Genomic DNA, 15,932 nt, shown 5'->3' on the forward strand with positions numbered 1-15,932 from the left:
GCGAGCCGAGACGGGTCAGGCTTCGAGCGCGGCGTCGATCATGGCCCCGAGTACCCGGGCCAGTTCGGCCGGATCGGCCGCGCTGAGCGCGGTGAGCGATTCCGCGCCACGGCTGAGCACCACCCCGGCGAGCGCCGCGACCGCCAGCTCGGCGCGGGCTCTGGCGGTCGGGTTCTGCACTGGGGCATCGCGGTCGCGCCGTGCGACGGTGGGCTCGATCAGGCGTCGTTCGAGCACCGCCATGGCCGCCTGTTGCAGCTCCCCGTCGGTGTGCGGTGCGACCGCCGCGTGCAGGGTCGGGTTCGGCAGGCCCGTCCGGGCCCGGGTCAGCGCGCGCTCGATCAGCGCCCGGTCGCGGAGGTCGAGCGGGTCGTCGCCGGGGGGCTGGTCGCGACGCAGTGCGGCGAGGTACAGCTCGGCCTTGCTGCCGAAGTACCGCGCGATCAAGGTTGGGTCCACCCCGGCGCGCTGGCCGACCTCGCGGATGGTGGTGCGCTCGAACCCTCGCTCGGTGAACAGCTCGTGCGCGGCACTGAGCAACCGCTCCCGGGTCTCGGCCGCGTTGCGCCGCCGCGGCGCCGCCTCGTGCGTGCTGGTCACTGCTCGGCCCGGTGCGCCCGGCGCGACTCGTGCTGTCCCGCGGATGGCGCGTCGTTCCGGGGCAGCTCGTAGGCCGTCACTCCGGCGATCCCGGCGTCCACGCTCTCCTCCACCTCCAACGCGATGTCCCCGGCGTCGACGTCCGACCCGGCGGCAGCTCGCCGGTAGCTCGGCAGCACTGCACTCACCACCGCGGTGACGACGCAGAGCCCGATCGCCACGAACGCTCCGACGGTGTAGCCGCGGTTGCTGGGCAGCACCGCCGGCGCCACGGTGTGCGCGGTGAGAATGGTGGCGCTGAGGGCGCTGCCGATCGAGTAGCCGATCGAGCGCAGGACCTGGTTCAGCGCGAGCGCGCTGCCGGTGTCCTCGTTCGGGACGGCGGTCACGATCAGGCGCGGCATCACCGCGAACGAGCATCCGATGGCCAGGCCGGCGATCCCCATCTCGACGAAGATCTGCCAGAGGTGGTCGCGGTAGCCGGCGAACAGCAGCAGCGCGAGCGCGAAGAGCAGCGCACCGACCGGCAGGATCCGCGTCGGGCCGACCCAGCGTGAGGCGTAGGTGACCAGCTTGCTGGCCGTGTAGCTGGCCGCCGACAAGGGAAGCAGGACCAGCCCCGCAACCACCACCGACTCCCCCAGCCCGTAGCTCGTCGTGGTCGGGGTCTGGACGTAGCGGATGATCATCGACATCAGCATGTACATCCCGACGCCGGCGAGCAGGCCGGTCACGTCGGCGGTGAGCACGGCGCGGTAGCGCAGCTGACGCAGATCCACGAGCGGCTCCTGGCGGCGCAGCTCGTGCCACACCCAGGTTACGAGCAGGACGATCGCGGCGACGGCGAACCCGACTAGGCGCGCCGAGGACCAACCCCAGTCCTCACCCTCGCTGATCGCGACGAGCAGGGTTGCCAGGCCGGCACCCAGCAACAGGGCACCGGGGGTGTCGAAGTGGTGCGCGGCATGGTGCCCGCTCGTCGGCACGACCAGCGCGACCGCCACGATGGCGATCAGACCGAGGACGGCCGCGATCCAGAAGCCGGCGTGGAAGCTCAGGTGCTCGGCGACGAGGCCGGTCAGCGGATAGCCCAGCCCGACGCCGACCACCGCGGTGACCGACAGCGTGGCCAGCGTCGAACGGGCCCGATCTGGTTCCAGGTGATCGCGCGCGACGCTCATGGCCAGGGGCAGCAGCGCCAGGCCGACGCCCTGCAGCGCGCGACCGGTGATGAGCAGCGCGAAGACCTCACCGGGCAGGGCGGCGCATACGCTGCCGGCGACGAGCACGCAGAGTGCGGTGATCAGCACCTGCCGGCGCCGCGGCCCGTCCCCGAGCCGGCCGAGCACCGGCGAGGTGATGGCCCCCACGAGCAGGGTCACGGTCAGCGACCACTGGGCCGTGCCCACCGCGACGTGGTAGTCGGTGGCGATCGTCGGTACCAGCGGCGCGCCGAGGCTGCTGACGATCGCGACGAGCAGGCCGACGTACATCAGTACCGGCACCAGAGCGCGCCCGCGCCGGGTCGTGTGGTCGATCAGGATCGGGGCCGGGAGCACAGCTGTGTCGCCGTCCGCCGCAGGTGTGGTGGTGAGGCCGGCGGACATGCAGATCGCTCCTGGGCAGAGATGTCTTCGCGTGGTGTCTTCAGTTGAAGACTACCGGATCGGGCCGGGCTGGCAGTGTGGGCACCACCACGTCCTGCGCTCGGCAGCGCTCTCGGCACGCACCCTGACGGGCGTTCCGCAACGCAGGCAGGGTCGGCCGGCCCGGCCGGTGACCCAGTGCTGCTCGCCGCGGCGGCGGTTCCCGGTCGTCACCTGGTAGCGGCCCTCGACTGTGGCCGATATGCGCAACGTGCGAGCCGCCAGCCGGACGAGGGCATCGACGTCGACGTCCCCGATCGGCGTCCACGGGCTGTGCCCGCGCAGGAAGCACAGCTCGTTGGCCCACAGGTTGCCCAGCCCCGCGATCAGCCGCTGGTCGAGCAGCGCGGCAGCCACCGGCCGTGCCGGGTCCTGCACCAACCGGCGCGCGGCCTCGGCGGCGTCCCAGTCGGCCCGCAGCGGATCGGGTCCGAGGTGGCCGACGACCGTGACCTCGTCCCGCGTCAGCAGCAGCTCGACCACCGGGATCGACAGCTCGTATGCCGTGGGGCCGTCCACCGTCTGCAACCGCACCCGAACGTCCCCGTCGAGGCGGGCGGGCAGTCGCAGGCCGGCCCGCACCACCGACCACGAACCGTCCATGCGCAGATGGGTGTGCAGGGTCAACTCGTCACCGGGGCGCCCGCTGAAGCGGGTGAGCAGGTGCTTGCCGTGCGTCTCGTGGCCGAGCACCGTCCGCCCGGTGAGGTCGGCCGTTGCGTGTCCGGGCACCCGCAGCTCGCCGGCTGCCAGGGCGCGTCCGGATAGGACGTCGAGCTTGCGGGCGACGAGGTAGACGCTGTCGCCTTCGGGCACTCAGGGACTCAGTTCGGCAGCGTGACCGTCTCATTGGTGCCACCGTCATAGCGGTCACCGGTGACCTTCGCCTTGACGAAGCTCAGCGCCGACGCGACGCGGCCGCCCGCAGTCTCCCAGTACTCGCCGGCCTCGGCGCGGAAGTGCACCAGCGCCACGCTGTCGTCCTCGGGGCCCTGGGGCAGCCAGGCCTCGACCCACGGGTTCCACAGCTCCTTGGCCCGTGCGACGTCGTCGACGATCTCGGCGGTCCCCGAGAGCGAGACCCAGGTGTCGTTCGAGCTCAGCGCGACACCGGCCTGCGGCCGGCCCACGAGGTTGGCAGCGGTCGGTGAGCTCTTCTCGACGAAGAACCACAGGTCGCCGTCGGCCTGGACGTCCTGCTGGGCCATTGGCCGTGCAGTGAGGTGCCCCTCGTCGTCGACCGTGGTCAACATGGCGATACGGATGTCCTTGACCAGCTCGACGAGCGTGGCTGCCTTCTCCGCGTCGGTCATGAGCTCTCCTTCGTGTCGGCGGTGCTGCCGGCGACCACGTCGACCAGCGTCTTGCTGAAGGCGTCCAGGTCGCCCGGGTTGCGACTGGTGATCAGGGTGTAACCCTCCTCCGGGCTCACCACAACCTCCTCGTCGCGCCATTCGGCACCGGCGTTGCGCAGATCGGTCTTCAGGCTCGGCCAGCTGGTGACGGTCTTGCCGCGCACGACGCCGGCCTCGACGAGCGTCCACGGCCCGTGGCAGATGGCCGCGATCGGTTTGCCCGCACCGGCGAACGCGGCGACGAGTGTCACGGCGTTGATGTCCATGCGCAGTTGGTCGGAGTTGGTGGTGCCGCCGGGCAGCACGAGCGCGTCGAAGTCCTCAGCCACGGCGTCCTTCGTCGACAGCTCGGCCTGGAAGGTGTTGGCCTTCTCGACGTCGTTGTTGAACGCCTGCACGGTGCCCTTCTCGGGCGCGACCAGGACGGGCGTGCCGCCGGCGTCCTCGACCGCCTGCCACGGCGTGGTCAGCTCGACCTGCTCGACTCCGGAGTTGGCGAGCAGGAAGGCCACCTGCTTGCCCTGCAGTTCGTCACTCATGTCGCTCTCCCTTCGTCACTGCACCACTGTCCGCTACCCCTGACGAACAGGTGTCCAAACACTGCGCGCATACCCTCGGTGCGATGGCTACGAACGAGCTGCTCGCGGCGCACCTGCTTGCCACCGCTGCCTACGCAGGGTTCCAGCTCACGGTCCAGGTGCTCGTCTACCGGCAGTTCCCAGCCGTGCCGGCCGACGCGTTCCCTGGTTACGAGGCCGCCCACTCACGACGCATCACACCGCTCGTCGGCGTGCTGTTCGGCGCCTGCGCTCTGACCACGGCCGCCCTCCTGGCCGTTCGCCCGGAGAGCGTGCCACTGGCCGGCATCGCTGTCTCGGCCGGGCTGTTCGCCACCGTGCTCGTCGTCACCGGCCTGCTTGCCGTACCCGAGCATCGCCGTCTGGGTGCAGGCTTCGAGTCCGTGGCCTTTCGACGGCTGCTACGCGCCGACCTGGTGCGGACGGTGGCGGCCACCGGGAACGCGGCCCTCGCGTTCGTACTGCTCGTGCGCGCCTAATCCATCGCGCGGTGTTCGGCCGGGTCGTGGTCGGCGTCGTCAACGGCATGACCCGGTACGGGACCACCGCTCGGGGCAATCACGTTGTCACCGACGTCCTCGGCTGACGTCGCGTCTGCATCGGGGTCGAGGTCGGGCGGGACGGTCTCGTCGAAGCCGGTCATGGCCAGGGTGTACCCACCCGGACTACGCATCAGCCGCACACACGAAAACGGCGCCGAGCCGTCGACTGTATGTCGACTGCGCGGCGCCGTCAGCGGTGGTGCAGCTCAGTTCTTGAAGGCGTCCTTCACGTTCTCGCCGGCGCTCTTCAGGCTGGACTTGGTCTGGTCCTTGTTGCCCTCGGCCTCGAGGTCCCGATCGCCCGTGGTCTTGCCGACTGCTTCCTTGGCCTTGCCCGCTGCGTCTTCGGCGGCGTTCTTCAGTTTGTCGATTCCACTCATGGTGAGCCTCTCCTCGTTGAGTAACGTCCGTCGACGGTCTACCCGGTCGGGCCAACACCGAACCACCAACTGGCTCGACGGTGGGCTATGAATCACCGGTGAGGTGCGGCTGACGCCGCGGCCCGTGGTGGTGGGGGCCCACCCGGACCGCAGCGCCGCCGAGTGACCGTGCGCGGCGGGGGGTGCGCGCCTTCGGTCACTGCCTCGTCGCGCCCCGGTCAGTGACGGACGGTGTGGCTCTTGCCCATGCGGGTGTAGATCAGCAGGGCGATGACGGCGCCGATGATGGAACCAATCAGGCCGGCGGGCTGGAAGAAGCCGTCGGAGGAGTCCTTGTGGAAGATCAGGTAGCCGAGGAAGCCACCGATGAACGAGCCGACGATGCCGAGCACGATGGTCATCAGGATCCCGATGTCCTGCTTGCCGGGGACGAGCAGTCGAGCGATGGCGCCGGCGATGAGGCCGACGACGATGAGGGTGACGATGAGTCCGAGCATGAGAGTTCCTCACGTGGAGGCACCTGTGCGGTGCGTGGTGGCGGCCGGCGATCTGCTCCCCGGCCCGGTATGAAAAGCGTGGCACCCCTAGGGCTGGTGAAACACACCCCTAAGGGGGTCTACCTTCTTGGCATGCCCACCGCGAAGCCGCCAGCAACACCGCCGATCCTGATCGCGCTGATCGACGACTACGACGTCGTGCTGACCGGTGTCGCCTCCATGCTCGACCCGTATCGAGACCGGGTGTTGGTGGCCGAGATCGACGCCAATGAGCCGCTCGACGACGCCGTGGACATCGCGCTCTACGACTCGTTCGCCCAGCCCGAGGCCGACCACGACGAGATCGAGGTGCTCGTGAACAGCGAGCGTGCCCGGCGCGTCGTCATCTACACGTGGAACTTCCACCCGCAGCTGGTCGATAGCGCCCGCCGGCGTGGAGCGCACGGCTATCTGTCCAAGACATTGCCCGCACCCGCGCTCGTGGAGGCGCTCGAGGCGGTGCACGCCGGTGAGACGGTGTTCAGTGAATCCCCCGGGCGGGCTCGCTCGACGCCGGGACTGGACTGGCCAGGTCGCACCCACGGGCTGACCGACCGCGAGGCGGAAATCCTCGCGCTGATCACGCAGGGCAAGAGCAACGCCGACGTCGCCCGGCTAACCTACCTCAGCCCCAACACGGTGAAGTCCTACATCCGCAGCGTCTACCGCAAGATCGAGGTCGAGAGCCGGACGCAGGCGGTGCTCTGGGGCGTCGAGCACGGCTTCTCCCCCGACCACCACCGCATCGACCACTGGAAAGGCGGCCCGTAACCGCGGGTTACTTGACTCGTTCCAGAAAAGGGTCAAGACTCGACACGTGGCACCGGCAACGCACTACGAGGACATCCTGCGTGGGGCGTCCCTGCGCGTGACCCGTCCCCGGATCGCCGTCCTCGCCGCGGTGCACGATCACCCCCATGCCGACACCGAAACGATCATCGGTGCCGTCCGCGGCGGGCTGGGCGCGGTCTCTCACCAGGCCGTCTATGACGTCCTTCGCGCACTGACCGACGCCGGCCTCGTCCGGCGCATCCAACCCACCGGCCTCGTCGCTCGTTACGAGTCCCGCGTAGCAGACAACCATCATCACGTCGTGTGTCGTTCCTGCGGCACGATCGCTGACGTCGACTGCGCCGTCGGCGGGACACCATGCCTGACCGCCTCCGACGACCACGGCTTCTCGATCGACGAGGCCGAGGTCATCTACTGGGGCCAATGCCCCGAGTGCTCCATTGCTCCAGCCCCACACCGCTGAACCCAGCCCGGAAGGACAACCGTGTCTGACACCACCAAGCCCGACGCCGAAGTCGGCGAGATGAATGAGCCGCAACAGAACACCGAGGCCGCCGGTGGCGGCGAGTGCCCGGTCGCGCACAACCGGCGCAAGCACCCCGTCCAGGGTGGTAGCAACCAGGATTGGTGGCCCAACCAGCTGAACCTGAAGGTGCTGCGCAAGCACACGTCAGCGTCGGACCCGATGGACGCCGACTTCGACTACGCCGCCGCCTTCTCGACGATCGACCTCGGCGAACTCAAGGCCGACGTCGAGGCGATCATGACCAACTCGCAGGATTGGTGGCCCGCTGACTTCGGTCACTACGGCCCGTTCTTCATCCGCATGGCGTGGCACAGCGCGGGCACCTACCGCATCCACGACGGCCGCGGCGGCGCCGGTTCCGGCATGCAGCGCTTCGCCCCACTGAACAGCTGGCCCGACAACGGCAACCTGGACAAGGCCCGGCGCCTGCTCTGGCCGGTCAAGCAGAAATACGGCCGCGCGCTGTCCTGGGCCGACCTCATCGTCTTCACCGGCAACGTCGCCCTCGAGTCCATGGGTCTGGAAACATTCGGCTTCGCCGGCGGCCGCGAGGACCGGTGGGAGCCCGACGAGGACGTGTACTGGGGCCCTGAGGAGGTCTGGCTCGGCGACGACCGCTACACCGGCGACCGCGAGCTCGAGAACCCGCTTGCCGCCGTCCAGATGGGTCTGATCTACGTCAACCCCGAGGGCCCGAACGGGGTGGCCGACGCGCTTGGCTCGGCTCGTGACATCCGCGAGACGTTCGCCCGGATGGCCATGAACGACGAGGAGACCGTCGCGCTCATCGCCGGCGGACACACGTTCGGCAAGACCCACGGCGCGGCCGACCCGGAGCAGTTCGTCGGCTCCGAGCCCGAAGGCGCCCCGCTCGAGGAGCAGGGCCTGGGCTGGAAGCAGAAGTTCGGCACCGGCAAGCTCGGCGACGTCATCACCAGCGGTCTCGAGGTCACCTGGACCAACGAGCCCACCAAGTGGACGAACAAGTACTTCGAGAACCTGTTCGGCTACGAGTGGGAGCTCACCCACAGCCCGGCCGGTGCGAACCAGTGGCAGCCCAAGGACGGCGCCGGCGCCAACACCGTCCCCGACCCCGACGGCACGCCGAACCAGCGTCCGCCGACGATGCTGACCACCGACCTCGCGCTGCGCTTCGACCCGGTCTACGCGCAGATCTCCCGGCGCTACTACGAGAACCCGCAGGAGTTCGCTGACGCGTTCTCTCGTGCCTGGTACAAGCTGACGCACCGCGACATGGGCCCGATTCAGCGCTACCTCGGCCCGCTGGTGCCGCAGGAGGAGCTGCTCTGGCAGGACCCGTTGCCGGCCGTCGACCACGAGCTGGTCGGGGCGTCCGAGATCGCCACGCTCAAGCAGCAGATCCTCGACTCGGGCCTGTCGGTGTCGCAGCTGGTCACCACGGCGTGGGCCTCGGCGTTCTCCTTCCGCGGCAGCGACAAGCGCGGTGGGGCGAACGGCGCCCGTCTGCGCCTCGAGCCGCAGAGCGGCTGGGAGGTCAACAACCCCGACGAGCTGGCGCAGGTGCTGCGCACGCTCGAAGGCGTGCAGCAGGCGTTCAACACCGCCCAGACCGGCAGTGTCAAGGTCTCGCTCGCTGACGTCATCGTGCTCGGCGGTGTGGCCGCGATCGAGAAGGCGGCGAAGGACGCGGGGCACGACACCACCGTGCCGTTCACTGCGGGGCGCACGGACGCCTCGCAAGAGCAGACCGACGTCGAGTCGTTCGTAGCGCTGGAGCCGACTTCGGACGGGTTCCGCAACTACGTCGGCAAGGGTCAGCGACTGCCCGCCGAATACCTGCTCGTCGACCGCGCCAACCTGCTCAACCTCACCGCGCCCCAGATGACGGTGCTGCTCGGCGGCTTGCGGGTGCTGGGCGCGAACTACGACGGTTCGTCGAAGGGTGTGCTCACCAGCCGCCCGGGCACGTTGTCGAACGACTTCTTCGTGAACCTGCTCGACATGGGCATCACCTGGACGCCGACCGACGACAGCAACGATACCTTCGAGGCGCGCAACGCAGCCGGCGACGTCGTGTGGACCGGCAGCCGCGTCGACCTGCTGTTCGGGTCGAACTCCGAACTGCGGGCCGTGGCCGAGGTGTACGCCAGTAACGACGCCAAGGAGAAGTTCGTCAAGGACTTCGTCGCCGCCTGGCACCAGGTCATGGACGCGGACCGCTACGACATCACGGTCACCGACATCAAGGTCACCGACATCAAGGTCAGCTGATCTTCACTGGAACGACGTCCGGGTCGGCCCTGCGGGGCCGGCCCGGCCGTTTCGTTTAGACCCGTTCTTCCTCGGGGAACCTGCTGACACCAACCTTGGGGGCAGGTATGGCCAAGACACTCAGCATCGGCGCGGCGACGAAACAGATCCGTGCGGCAATGCTCGGCGCACCGGACAACGGGATGCAGATCCACCGGCAGGCCTGGCGGGTCAGCGACGGCGACAGTGACGAACTCGTACTGCTGACGATGCGCGACGGCTCGTGGTGGGTTGCCCGGCGGTTGTCCGACCGGCTGTCGGTATGGGCGTATGCCGGCGAGGACGAGGCGTGGGACGGCTTCGACCGGCTGGCGGCCGAAGGCGCCACCTGGCACGAGGCCACCGCCACGCAGCTCGCCAGCTGACGGACGGCGTTCGCCCGGTACGTCGATGGCTCGCTACTTCGATGTTCACCCGCAGGATCCGCAGCCACGGCTGATCGACCAGGTCGTCGCGTTGTTGCGCGATGACGCGCTGATCGCCTACCCCACTGATTCCTGCTACGCGCTGGGCTTCGAGATGGGCAGCCGCACCGGCGCCGACCGCATCCGTCGGCTGCGTCAGCTCGACGAGCATCATCACTTCACCCTGGTGTGCTCGGACTTCGCGCAGCTGGGTGAGTTCGTGCAGCTGAGCAATGCGGCCTTCCGCAGCATCAAGGCCGTCACGCCCGGGCCGTACACGTTCATCCTGCCGGCGACGCGAGAGGTGCCCAAGCGTCTTGCCCACCCCCGCAAGCGCACTGTCGGGGTGCGGCTCCCGCAGCACGCGGTCGTGCAGGCGCTTGTGCGCCGGCTCGGCAAGCCGCTGGTGTCGAGCACACTGCTCATCCCTGGCGAGGACGAACCGATGACCGACGGCTGGACGATCAAGGACCGGTTCGACAGCGAAATCGACGCTGTGCTGGACTCAGGTGGGTGCGGCATTGAACCGACCACCGTGGTCGATCTCTCCGGGGGCGTGCCTGACCTCGTCCGGATCGGCGCCGGTGATCCCGCGCCGTTCGAGTGACGAACGATCGAGGGCAAGCGCAACACCGCGACCTCCCGCGTCTCTACAGTCGACACCGTGACGAAGGACCGCGGGCGAATTCTGGTCGCGACCAACCGCAAGGCGCGTCACCTCTATGTAGTGCTCGAGACCTTGGAAACGGGCATCAGCCTGGTTGGCAATGAGGTCAAGAGCCTGCGGCTGGGCCGGGCCGCGTTGGGCGATGCGTTCGCCAGCGTCGAGGCGCACGAGGTGTGGATGTACAACCTGCACATCGCCGAGTACGCATCGAGCAACCTGGCACATCAGCGCAGCCGGATTGACGACACCACGCGCCGTAAGCGCAAGCTGCTCCTGCACCGCACCCAGATCGTGAAGTGGGAGACGCGCGTGCACGAGAGCGGGCTGTCGCTGGTGCCGCTGTCCATGTACTTCGCCGACGGGCTGGTCAAGGTCGAACTTGCGCTCGTGCGGGGCAAGAAGACCTGGGACCGCCGTCACGATCTCGCCGCCCGCGACGCTCAGCGTGAGGTCGAACGGGCGATGAGTGATCACGTGCGGGGGCGGCGGCGCGCTCGCCCAGCGCGTTAGTCCTGCGGGGCGGTCCGGGCCTCGGCCAGCGCAGCCAGCCGGTCGAGCGTCTCGATGTTGCGGCGCACCAGTAGCGCCTCGGTGGCCGGGTTGTGCAGCCACTTGCCCGGACCGGCGACGGGCGCTTCAGTCATGGTGATCCGGCTGCCGACCTCGCTGCCCGCCGGATCGTCCTCGAGCTCGATCCGGACGCGCGCCTCACCGAAGGGCCAGCCGCGCGCGATCACGACAAGCTTGCGAGCCGGGATCGACTCCTCGACCTTCGTCTCGTCGCGGGTGACGAGCGGCCAGGCACCCGAGGCGTGAAAGAGGCGCGAACCCACGCTCGGCCACTCCCGCTCGACGGCGCGCATGTGGGACGTGCCGACCACCCAGTTGGAGTAGGTCCAGCCTTCACACAGCACCGTCCAGACGCGGTCGCGGGAGGCGTTCACTAGTCGGTCAACGGTGGCCACAACAGCTCCGATCAGCGGATCACTGCGCTGGCGGCTCAACGCGTGCTGCCCCACAGCATGCCCGATGGTGATTCCTCGCCGCACCTTGCGGGCACGTTGTACCTGGCGGTCAAACCCATGGCTCAGCCGGTATTTCGAGGAGCCGTCATGAAAGCGCTGACCTGGCAGGGCAACCAGAACGTCGAGGTCACGGACGTTCCGGACCCGACTATCGAGCAGCCGACCGACGCCGTCATCAAGGTCACGTCCACGGCGATCTGCGGTTCGGACCTGCACCTGTACGGCGTCCTCGGGCCTTACCTCAAGCCGGGTGACGTGCTGGGCCACGAGGCCATGGGCGTAGTCGAGGAAGTCGGCAGCGAGGTCACCCACATCAAGCCGGGCGACCGCGTCGTCGTGCCCTTCAACATCGCGTGCGGGCATTGCTGGATGTGCGAACGCAAGCTGTTCGCCCAGTGCGAGACCACCCAGGTGGTCAGCGAGGGCAAGGGCGCCAGCCTGTTCGGCTACACGGCCCTCTACGGCTCCGTCCCCGGCGGTCAGTCTGAGTACCTACGCGTGCCCCAGGGCCAGTTCGGCCCGATCAAGGTGCCCGACGGCACCCCCGACGAGCAGTTCCTGTTCTTGTCCGACGTGCTGCCGACCGCCTGGCAGGCCGTCGCGTACGCCGACCCGCCGCCCGGGGGCACTGTCGCAGTGTTCGGCCTGGGCCCGATCGGCCAGATGTGCGTGCGCATCGCCAAGTACCTGGGCGCCGGGCGGGTGATCGGCATCGACTCCGTGCCCGAGCGGCTTGCACTTGCCGACCGCTACGGCGCCGAGCCGCTCGACCTGTCCAAGGTCGATGACATCTCCGAAGCACTCATCGCCATCACCGACGGCCGCGGCGCCGACGCGACCATCGACGCGGTCGGGATGGAGGCGCATGGCGGAGCGCCGGGCGGCAAGCTTGCGTCGATCGCGCAGAAGGCCACCGGGTTGCTGCCCGATCCGGTGGCGCAGAAGGTGACCGACAAGATGGCCGTCGATCGCATCGACGCGCTGCTCGGCGCGATCAAGGGCGTGCGCCGCGGCGGCACGGTGTCGATTAGCGGCGTTTACGGCGGCGAGGTCGACCCGCTGCCGATGATGGAGATGTTCGACCGCGGCATCCAGCTGCGGATGGGCCAGGCGCACGTGCGGCGATGGACCGACGACATCCTGCCGCTCGTCCTCGACCCCGCCGACCCGCTGGGCACCCTGGACCTCACCACGCACCAGCTTCCCCTCGCAGACGCCCCCGGCGCCTACGAGATGTTCCGCGACAAGAACGACGGCTGCATCAAGGTCGTGCTCAAGCCGTGAGCGACGCTTGCGGAGCGAACAAGGGAAATCACACGAGCCGTCAGGCGAGTATCGGAGCGAGGACGGGCCCGAGCGCAGCGAGCGGCCCAGAGGAGCTTCGGTGAGCGATCGAGTCGTTGTCGTTGCCGGTGCCTCGAGCGGGATCGGGCTGGCCACCGCGCTGAGACTCGCCGGTGACGGCGCACGGCTCGTGCTTTCTGCACGCCGGTCCGGTGCCCTCGATGCGGCCGCCGACGCGTGTCGATCGGCCGGCGCCGCGGACGTGCGGTGCGTGCCCGGTGATCTGCTGCTGCAGGACGACGTCGAGCGATTGCTCGCCGAGACACTCGCAGCACACGGCCGCGTCGACGCCGTCGTGCACACGGCCACCGTCATGGCCTATGGCACCATCGAAGCGGTCCCGGAAGATGTCTTCCGCACCGTGGTGGACACCGCGATCCATGGCACTGCCAATGTCGGACGCGTCTTTGTTCCCCAATTCCGTACCCAGGGGTACGGAACGCTGGTGATCGTCAACTCGCTGCTCGGTTCGGTCACGGTGCCCAACATGGGCGCTTACGCGACGGCCAAGTGGGGCCAGCGCGCGGTCGCCCGCACCCTGCAGCAGGAGCTGCAGCATCAGCGCAAGATCCACGTCTGCATCGTCAGCCCCGGCAGCACGAATACGCCGATCTATCGACAAGCTGCGAACTACACCGGCAAGGCCGCCCGCCCGCCGGTGCCGGTGCTGCAGCCTGAGCGCACCGCAACCTCGATCGTCGGGCTGCTCGACCACCCGCGCAAGCACGTGTCCGTGCCGGTCGGTCCCACCAACCCGGTGATCGTCAGCGGGTTCCGACTGCTGCCCTTCGTCTACGACGCGATGGTCGGGCCGGCGTTCAAGCTGGTGGCGCTGACCCGCACGAAAGAAGCGCCCAACACCGGCAACGTGCACGACCCGGTCGCTGGGAAGGAACGCCTGCACGGACTGTGGCCGGACACATGAGCAGACGACTGATCACCACCTCGTCGCCGAAGCATCCGGTCGCGGCCGTGCTCGTCCTGCACGGCGGCGCGGCTCGGCGGGCCGAGATGCAGGTCAGCCCGACGCAGCTGTCGGTACTGCGGATGATCCCGATCGCCCGCGGGCTGGCGCGGGCCGGACAGGGCAAGGTTGCGGTGTACCGGCTGCTGAACTCGGTGCGCGGGTGGGACACCCACCACACCCCCGTCGAGGACGTCCGTTGGGCGTTGTCGGAGGTACGTCACCTGCTGCCGTCGCAAACGCCGATTGCGCTCGTCGGGCACTCGCTGGGCGGCCGCGCTGCCCTGTTGTCCGTAACCGAATGCGACGTGCGGTGCGTTGTCGCCTTGGCGCCCTGGGTGTATCCCGACGACGGCTCGGCCGACGCGACCGGGCGCGACGTGCTGATCGTGCACGGTACCGACGACCGCATCGCCGACCCGAAGCGATCCGAGGCCGCCGCCCGCCGCTTGCGGCGAACGGCGCGTTACGTCGCCTATATCCGAGTGGTCGGCGGCAAGCATGCGATGCTGCGCCGGCACCGGACGTTCAGCCGGTTAATGATCGACTTCACCATGACGACCTTGCTCGACCGGCGGCCGAGCCGCGCCGCTGACATCTGGGAACGCGCACGTACCGGGAGCCCCGTCGATGCCTGAACAGCCACGCCGGTGGGTCCGGTCCAACCAACCCGCGGTCGACGTCGATGCCGTGATCATCGGCGCCGGCCACAACGGCCTGGTGGCCGCGAACCTGCTCGCCGACGCAGGGCAGCAGGTGCTGGTGCTGGAAGCCGCGCCGCGGATGGGTGGTGCGGTGTATTCCGACCGCAGCCTGCACCCGGACTTCGTCACCGATTGGTACAGCTCGTTCTACCCGCTGGCCGCCGCCTCGCCAGTGCTGGCTGGTCTCGAGCTGGAGAACTGGGGCCTGCAGTGGCGGCACTCGAAGACGGTGCTGGCCCACGTGCTGCCCGACGGGCGCTGCGCGGCGCTGAACCGCGACGTGGACCAGACCGCAGCCTCGCTCGACGCGTTCGCCCCCGGCGACGGGGAGGCGTGGCAGCAGCTGGTCCGTGAGTACGAGGCGATCGCCGAGCCTCTGATCAACGCGATCCTTCGGCCCTTCCCCGCCCCGCGCGCGGTCACCAGCCTGCTGCGCACGCTCGGCGTCGCCGACCTCATGCGCTTCGCCCGGTTCGTCGTGTCGCCGGTGCGCACCTTCGCACGCGAGCGGTTCAACGGCGAGGGCGCCGCCCTGCTGCTCGCAGGCAACGCGCTGCACACCGACCTCGCGCCGGAGGCCGCCGGGTCGGCCGTCTACGGCTGGCTGCTATGCATGCTGGGTCAGACCGTCGGCTTCCCGTCGCCGGTCGGCGGTTCCAGCATGATCGTCGAGGCGCTGGCGAAGCGCCTCGCGGCCAGTGGCGGCGAGGTGCGCACGTCCGCCGAGGTGACCTCGATCGACGTGGAGTCCGGCCGCGTCAGCGCCGTGCGCCTCACGACGGGTGAGCGGATCACCACCCGCTCGGTGCTGGCCGACGTCGACGCACCGCGGCTGTTCCTCGACCTCGTCGGGCCGGCCAACCTGCCCGACCGCCTGGTGCAGGACCTCGAGGGCTTCGAGTGGGACGGGCCGACGCTGAAGGTGAACTGGGCGCTGTCATCGCCGATCCCGTGGACCGCTACCGCGGCCCGCGACGCCGGCACCGTGCACTTCGGCGTCAACCTGAACGACCTGTCACAGTACTCGACCGACCTGGTGTCCGGGCGGCTACCCGAGCACCCGTTCGCACTGCTCGGCCAGACCACCACCGCCGACCCGTCCCGATCGCCGGCCGGCACCGAGTCGGCGTGGTCATACACGCACATCCCCAAGGACCAGGTCTTCGACGCCGACCAGCTGACCGGCCACGTCGAGCGCCTCAAGGACGCCGTCGAGGCGCAGGCCCCGGGCTTCCGGGCCTCGATCCTCGCCGAGCAGGTTCAGACGCCGGACGACCTGCAGTCCGCCGACGGCAACCTCGTCCACGGCGCAGTCGGCGGCGGCTCGGCCGCCATCCACCAGCAGCTGTTCCTGCGCCCCGTGCCCGGCCTCGGCCGGCCCGAGACCGTGATCGACGGGCTCTATCTGGCCAGCGCGTCCGCCCACCCCGGCGGCGGCGTCCACGGTGCCCCCGGCGGCAACGCGGCGGCCGCAGCCCTGCGCCGGTCCGGCCATCTCGGCCGGGTGCACCGCGGCGTCATCGACGGTGCATACAAACGCATCTACCGGCCGTGACCGCCACCGCTACCCTGGCCTG

The 15,932-nt window shown here is 69.3% G+C and carries 20 protein-coding genes; 11 read left to right on the forward strand and 9 right to left on the reverse strand.

All coding sequences use genetic code 11. The features are described 5' to 3' along the window. Positions 1-15: 15 nt before the first annotated feature. Genes ACFFC4_RS15045 through ACFFC4_RS15065 form a run of 5 tightly spaced genes read right to left on the reverse strand, consistent with a single transcriptional unit; the run spans position 16 to position 4,140 of the window. Complete coding sequence (locus ACFFC4_RS15045) at positions 16-600, reverse strand: TetR family transcriptional regulator (protein ID WP_375502274.1); 585 nt, start codon at positions 598-600, stop codon at positions 16-18. Then, a complete protein-coding gene (locus ACFFC4_RS15050; RefSeq protein ID WP_375502276.1) occupies positions 597-2,207 on the reverse strand; it encodes an MFS transporter in 1,611 nt (536 codons plus the stop codon). The genes ACFFC4_RS15045 and ACFFC4_RS15050 overlap by 4 nt, the downstream gene beginning before the upstream one ends. Before the next feature lie 51 nt (positions 2,208-2,258). Continuing rightward, positions 2,259-3,062 carry a DNA-formamidopyrimidine glycosylase family protein gene (locus tag ACFFC4_RS15055; protein WP_375502278.1) on the reverse strand — a complete coding sequence of 268 codons (804 nt, stop codon included), beginning with the start codon at positions 3,060-3,062 and terminating at the stop codon, positions 2,259-2,261. A gap of 8 nt (positions 3,063-3,070) precedes the next feature. Continuing rightward, complete coding sequence (locus tag ACFFC4_RS15060; protein WP_375502280.1) at positions 3,071-3,559, reverse strand: pyridoxamine 5'-phosphate oxidase family protein; 489 nt, start codon at positions 3,557-3,559, stop codon at positions 3,071-3,073. Further along, positions 3,556-4,140: a type 1 glutamine amidotransferase domain-containing protein gene (locus tag ACFFC4_RS15065; protein ID WP_375502282.1), complete on the reverse strand. Its 585-nt coding sequence runs from the start codon at positions 4,138-4,140 to the stop codon at positions 3,556-3,558. The genes ACFFC4_RS15060 and ACFFC4_RS15065 overlap by 4 nt, the downstream gene beginning before the upstream one ends. An 83-nt stretch (positions 4,141-4,223) precedes the next feature. Between ACFFC4_RS15065 and ACFFC4_RS15070 the strand changes: the two genes are divergently transcribed. Beyond that, the gene (locus ACFFC4_RS15070; RefSeq protein WP_375502284.1) at positions 4,224-4,658 is read left to right on the forward strand and encodes a DUF1772 domain-containing protein; all 435 of its coding nucleotides are present in this window, start codon (positions 4,224-4,226) and stop codon (positions 4,656-4,658) included. Here the strand turns inward: ACFFC4_RS15070 and ACFFC4_RS15075 are convergent. The 3 genes from ACFFC4_RS15075 to ACFFC4_RS15085 all read right to left on the reverse strand — a co-directional run bounded on the left by ACFFC4_RS15075 (position 4,655) and on the right by ACFFC4_RS15085 (position 5,598). Further along, complete coding sequence (locus ACFFC4_RS15075; RefSeq protein WP_375502286.1) at positions 4,655-4,852, reverse strand: hypothetical protein; 198 nt, start codon at positions 4,850-4,852, stop codon at positions 4,655-4,657. The two genes, ACFFC4_RS15070 and ACFFC4_RS15075, sit on opposite strands and share 4 nt — an antisense overlap. A gap of 75 nt (positions 4,853-4,927) precedes the next feature. Beyond that, complete coding sequence (locus ACFFC4_RS15080; RefSeq protein ID WP_375502288.1) at positions 4,928-5,101, reverse strand: CsbD family protein; 174 nt, start codon at positions 5,099-5,101, stop codon at positions 4,928-4,930. A gap of 218 nt (positions 5,102-5,319) precedes the next feature. Further along, a complete protein-coding gene (locus ACFFC4_RS15085; RefSeq protein ID WP_375502290.1) occupies positions 5,320-5,598 on the reverse strand; it encodes a GlsB/YeaQ/YmgE family stress response membrane protein in 279 nt (92 codons plus the stop codon). A 132-nt stretch (positions 5,599-5,730) separates the two neighbouring features. Here ACFFC4_RS15085 and ACFFC4_RS15090 point away from each other — a divergent pair, with 132 nt between their 5' ends. The 6 genes from ACFFC4_RS15090 to smpB all read left to right on the forward strand — a co-directional run bounded on the left by ACFFC4_RS15090 (position 5,731) and on the right by smpB (position 10,828). Further along, complete coding sequence (locus ACFFC4_RS15090; protein ID WP_375502292.1) at positions 5,731-6,408, forward strand: DNA-binding response regulator; 678 nt, start codon at positions 5,731-5,733, stop codon at positions 6,406-6,408. Positions 6,409-6,454: 46 nt separating this feature from the next. After that, the gene (locus tag ACFFC4_RS15095) at positions 6,455-6,892 is read left to right on the forward strand and encodes a Fur family transcriptional regulator (protein WP_375502294.1); all 438 of its coding nucleotides are present in this window, start codon (positions 6,455-6,457) and stop codon (positions 6,890-6,892) included. A 60-nt stretch (positions 6,893-6,952) separates the two neighbouring features. Next, positions 6,953-9,208, forward strand: coding sequence for a catalase/peroxidase HPI (gene katG / locus ACFFC4_RS15100; protein ID WP_375502338.1), 2,256 nt, complete (start codon positions 6,953-6,955; stop codon positions 9,206-9,208). A gap of 107 nt (positions 9,209-9,315) precedes the next feature. Continuing rightward, positions 9,316-9,612 (forward strand): hypothetical protein, encoded by a 297-nt coding sequence (locus ACFFC4_RS15105; RefSeq protein WP_375502296.1) that lies wholly within the window; start codon positions 9,316-9,318, stop codon positions 9,610-9,612. A 25-nt stretch (positions 9,613-9,637) separates the two neighbouring features. Continuing rightward, the gene (locus ACFFC4_RS15110; RefSeq protein WP_375502298.1) at positions 9,638-10,258 is read left to right on the forward strand and encodes an L-threonylcarbamoyladenylate synthase; all 621 of its coding nucleotides are present in this window, start codon (positions 9,638-9,640) and stop codon (positions 10,256-10,258) included. A gap of 57 nt (positions 10,259-10,315) precedes the next feature. After that, complete coding sequence (gene smpB / locus ACFFC4_RS15115; RefSeq protein ID WP_375502300.1) at positions 10,316-10,828, forward strand: SsrA-binding protein SmpB; 513 nt, start codon at positions 10,316-10,318, stop codon at positions 10,826-10,828. Here the strand turns inward: smpB and ACFFC4_RS15120 are convergent. Next, positions 10,825-11,337: an SRPBCC family protein gene (locus ACFFC4_RS15120; RefSeq protein ID WP_375502302.1), complete on the reverse strand. Its 513-nt coding sequence runs from the start codon at positions 11,335-11,337 to the stop codon at positions 10,825-10,827. The two genes, smpB and ACFFC4_RS15120, sit on opposite strands and share 4 nt — an antisense overlap. Before the next feature lie 93 nt (positions 11,338-11,430). Between ACFFC4_RS15120 and ACFFC4_RS15125 the strand changes: the two genes are divergently transcribed. The 4 genes from ACFFC4_RS15125 to ACFFC4_RS15140 all read left to right on the forward strand — a co-directional run bounded on the left by ACFFC4_RS15125 (position 11,431) and on the right by ACFFC4_RS15140 (position 15,910). After that, complete coding sequence (locus tag ACFFC4_RS15125; RefSeq protein WP_375502304.1) at positions 11,431-12,627, forward strand: zinc-dependent alcohol dehydrogenase; 1,197 nt, start codon at positions 11,431-11,433, stop codon at positions 12,625-12,627. Between the two features lie 100 nt (positions 12,628-12,727). After that, a complete protein-coding gene (locus ACFFC4_RS15130; RefSeq protein ID WP_375502306.1) occupies positions 12,728-13,612 on the forward strand; it encodes an SDR family NAD(P)-dependent oxidoreductase in 885 nt (294 codons plus the stop codon). Beyond that, positions 13,609-14,289 carry an alpha/beta hydrolase gene (locus ACFFC4_RS15135; RefSeq protein ID WP_375502308.1) on the forward strand — a complete coding sequence of 227 codons (681 nt, stop codon included), beginning with the start codon at positions 13,609-13,611 and terminating at the stop codon, positions 14,287-14,289. The genes ACFFC4_RS15130 and ACFFC4_RS15135 overlap by 4 nt, the downstream gene beginning before the upstream one ends. Next, positions 14,282-15,910, forward strand: coding sequence for a phytoene desaturase family protein (locus ACFFC4_RS15140; RefSeq protein WP_375502310.1), 1,629 nt, complete (start codon positions 14,282-14,284; stop codon positions 15,908-15,910). Before ACFFC4_RS15135 ends, ACFFC4_RS15140 begins: the two co-directional genes overlap by 8 nt. The last annotated feature ends 22 nt before the right edge of the window (positions 15,911-15,932 follow it).

The sequence above is a fragment of the uncultured Jatrophihabitans sp. genome (genome assembly GCF_964244045.1).
Classification (GTDB): domain Bacteria; phylum Actinomycetota; class Actinomycetes; order Mycobacteriales; family Jatrophihabitantaceae; genus Jatrophihabitans.

What these genes read in the sequence shown, in the direction of transcription:
- ACFFC4_RS15060 (WP_375502280.1), bottom strand. Translation starts at nt 3,559, where the DNA reads ATGACCGACGCGGAGAAGGCAGCCACGCTCGTCGAGCTGGTCAAGGAC.
- ACFFC4_RS15075 (WP_375502286.1), bottom strand. Translation starts at nt 4,852, where the DNA reads ATGCGTAGTCCGGGTGGGTACACCCTGGCCATGACCGGCTTCGACGAG.
- ACFFC4_RS15085 (WP_375502290.1), bottom strand. Translation starts at nt 5,598, where the DNA reads ATGCTCGGACTCATCGTCACCCTCATCGTCGTCGGCCTCATCGCCGGC.
- ACFFC4_RS15110 (WP_375502298.1), top strand. Translation starts at nt 9,638, where the DNA reads ATGGCTCGCTACTTCGATGTTCACCCGCAGGATCCGCAGCCACGGCTG.
- ACFFC4_RS15080 (WP_375502288.1), bottom strand. Translation starts at nt 5,101, where the DNA reads ATGAGTGGAATCGACAAACTGAAGAACGCCGCCGAAGACGCAGCGGGC.
- ACFFC4_RS15090 (WP_375502292.1), top strand. Translation starts at nt 5,731, where the DNA reads ATGCCCACCGCGAAGCCGCCAGCAACACCGCCGATCCTGATCGCGCTG.
- ACFFC4_RS15140 (WP_375502310.1), top strand. Translation starts at nt 14,282, where the DNA reads ATGCCTGAACAGCCACGCCGGTGGGTCCGGTCCAACCAACCCGCGGTC.
- katG (WP_375502338.1), top strand. Translation starts at nt 6,953, where the DNA reads ATGAATGAGCCGCAACAGAACACCGAGGCCGCCGGTGGCGGCGAGTGC.
- ACFFC4_RS15135 (WP_375502308.1), top strand. Translation starts at nt 13,609, where the DNA reads ATGAGCAGACGACTGATCACCACCTCGTCGCCGAAGCATCCGGTCGCG.
- ACFFC4_RS15105 (WP_375502296.1), top strand. Translation starts at nt 9,316, where the DNA reads ATGGCCAAGACACTCAGCATCGGCGCGGCGACGAAACAGATCCGTGCG.
- ACFFC4_RS15050 (WP_375502276.1), bottom strand. Translation starts at nt 2,207, where the DNA reads ATGTCCGCCGGCCTCACCACCACACCTGCGGCGGACGGCGACACAGCT.
- ACFFC4_RS15070 (WP_375502284.1), top strand. Translation starts at nt 4,224, where the DNA reads ATGGCTACGAACGAGCTGCTCGCGGCGCACCTGCTTGCCACCGCTGCC.
- ACFFC4_RS15065 (WP_375502282.1), bottom strand. Translation starts at nt 4,140, where the DNA reads ATGAGTGACGAACTGCAGGGCAAGCAGGTGGCCTTCCTGCTCGCCAAC.
- ACFFC4_RS15125 (WP_375502304.1), top strand. Translation starts at nt 11,431, where the DNA reads ATGAAAGCGCTGACCTGGCAGGGCAACCAGAACGTCGAGGTCACGGAC.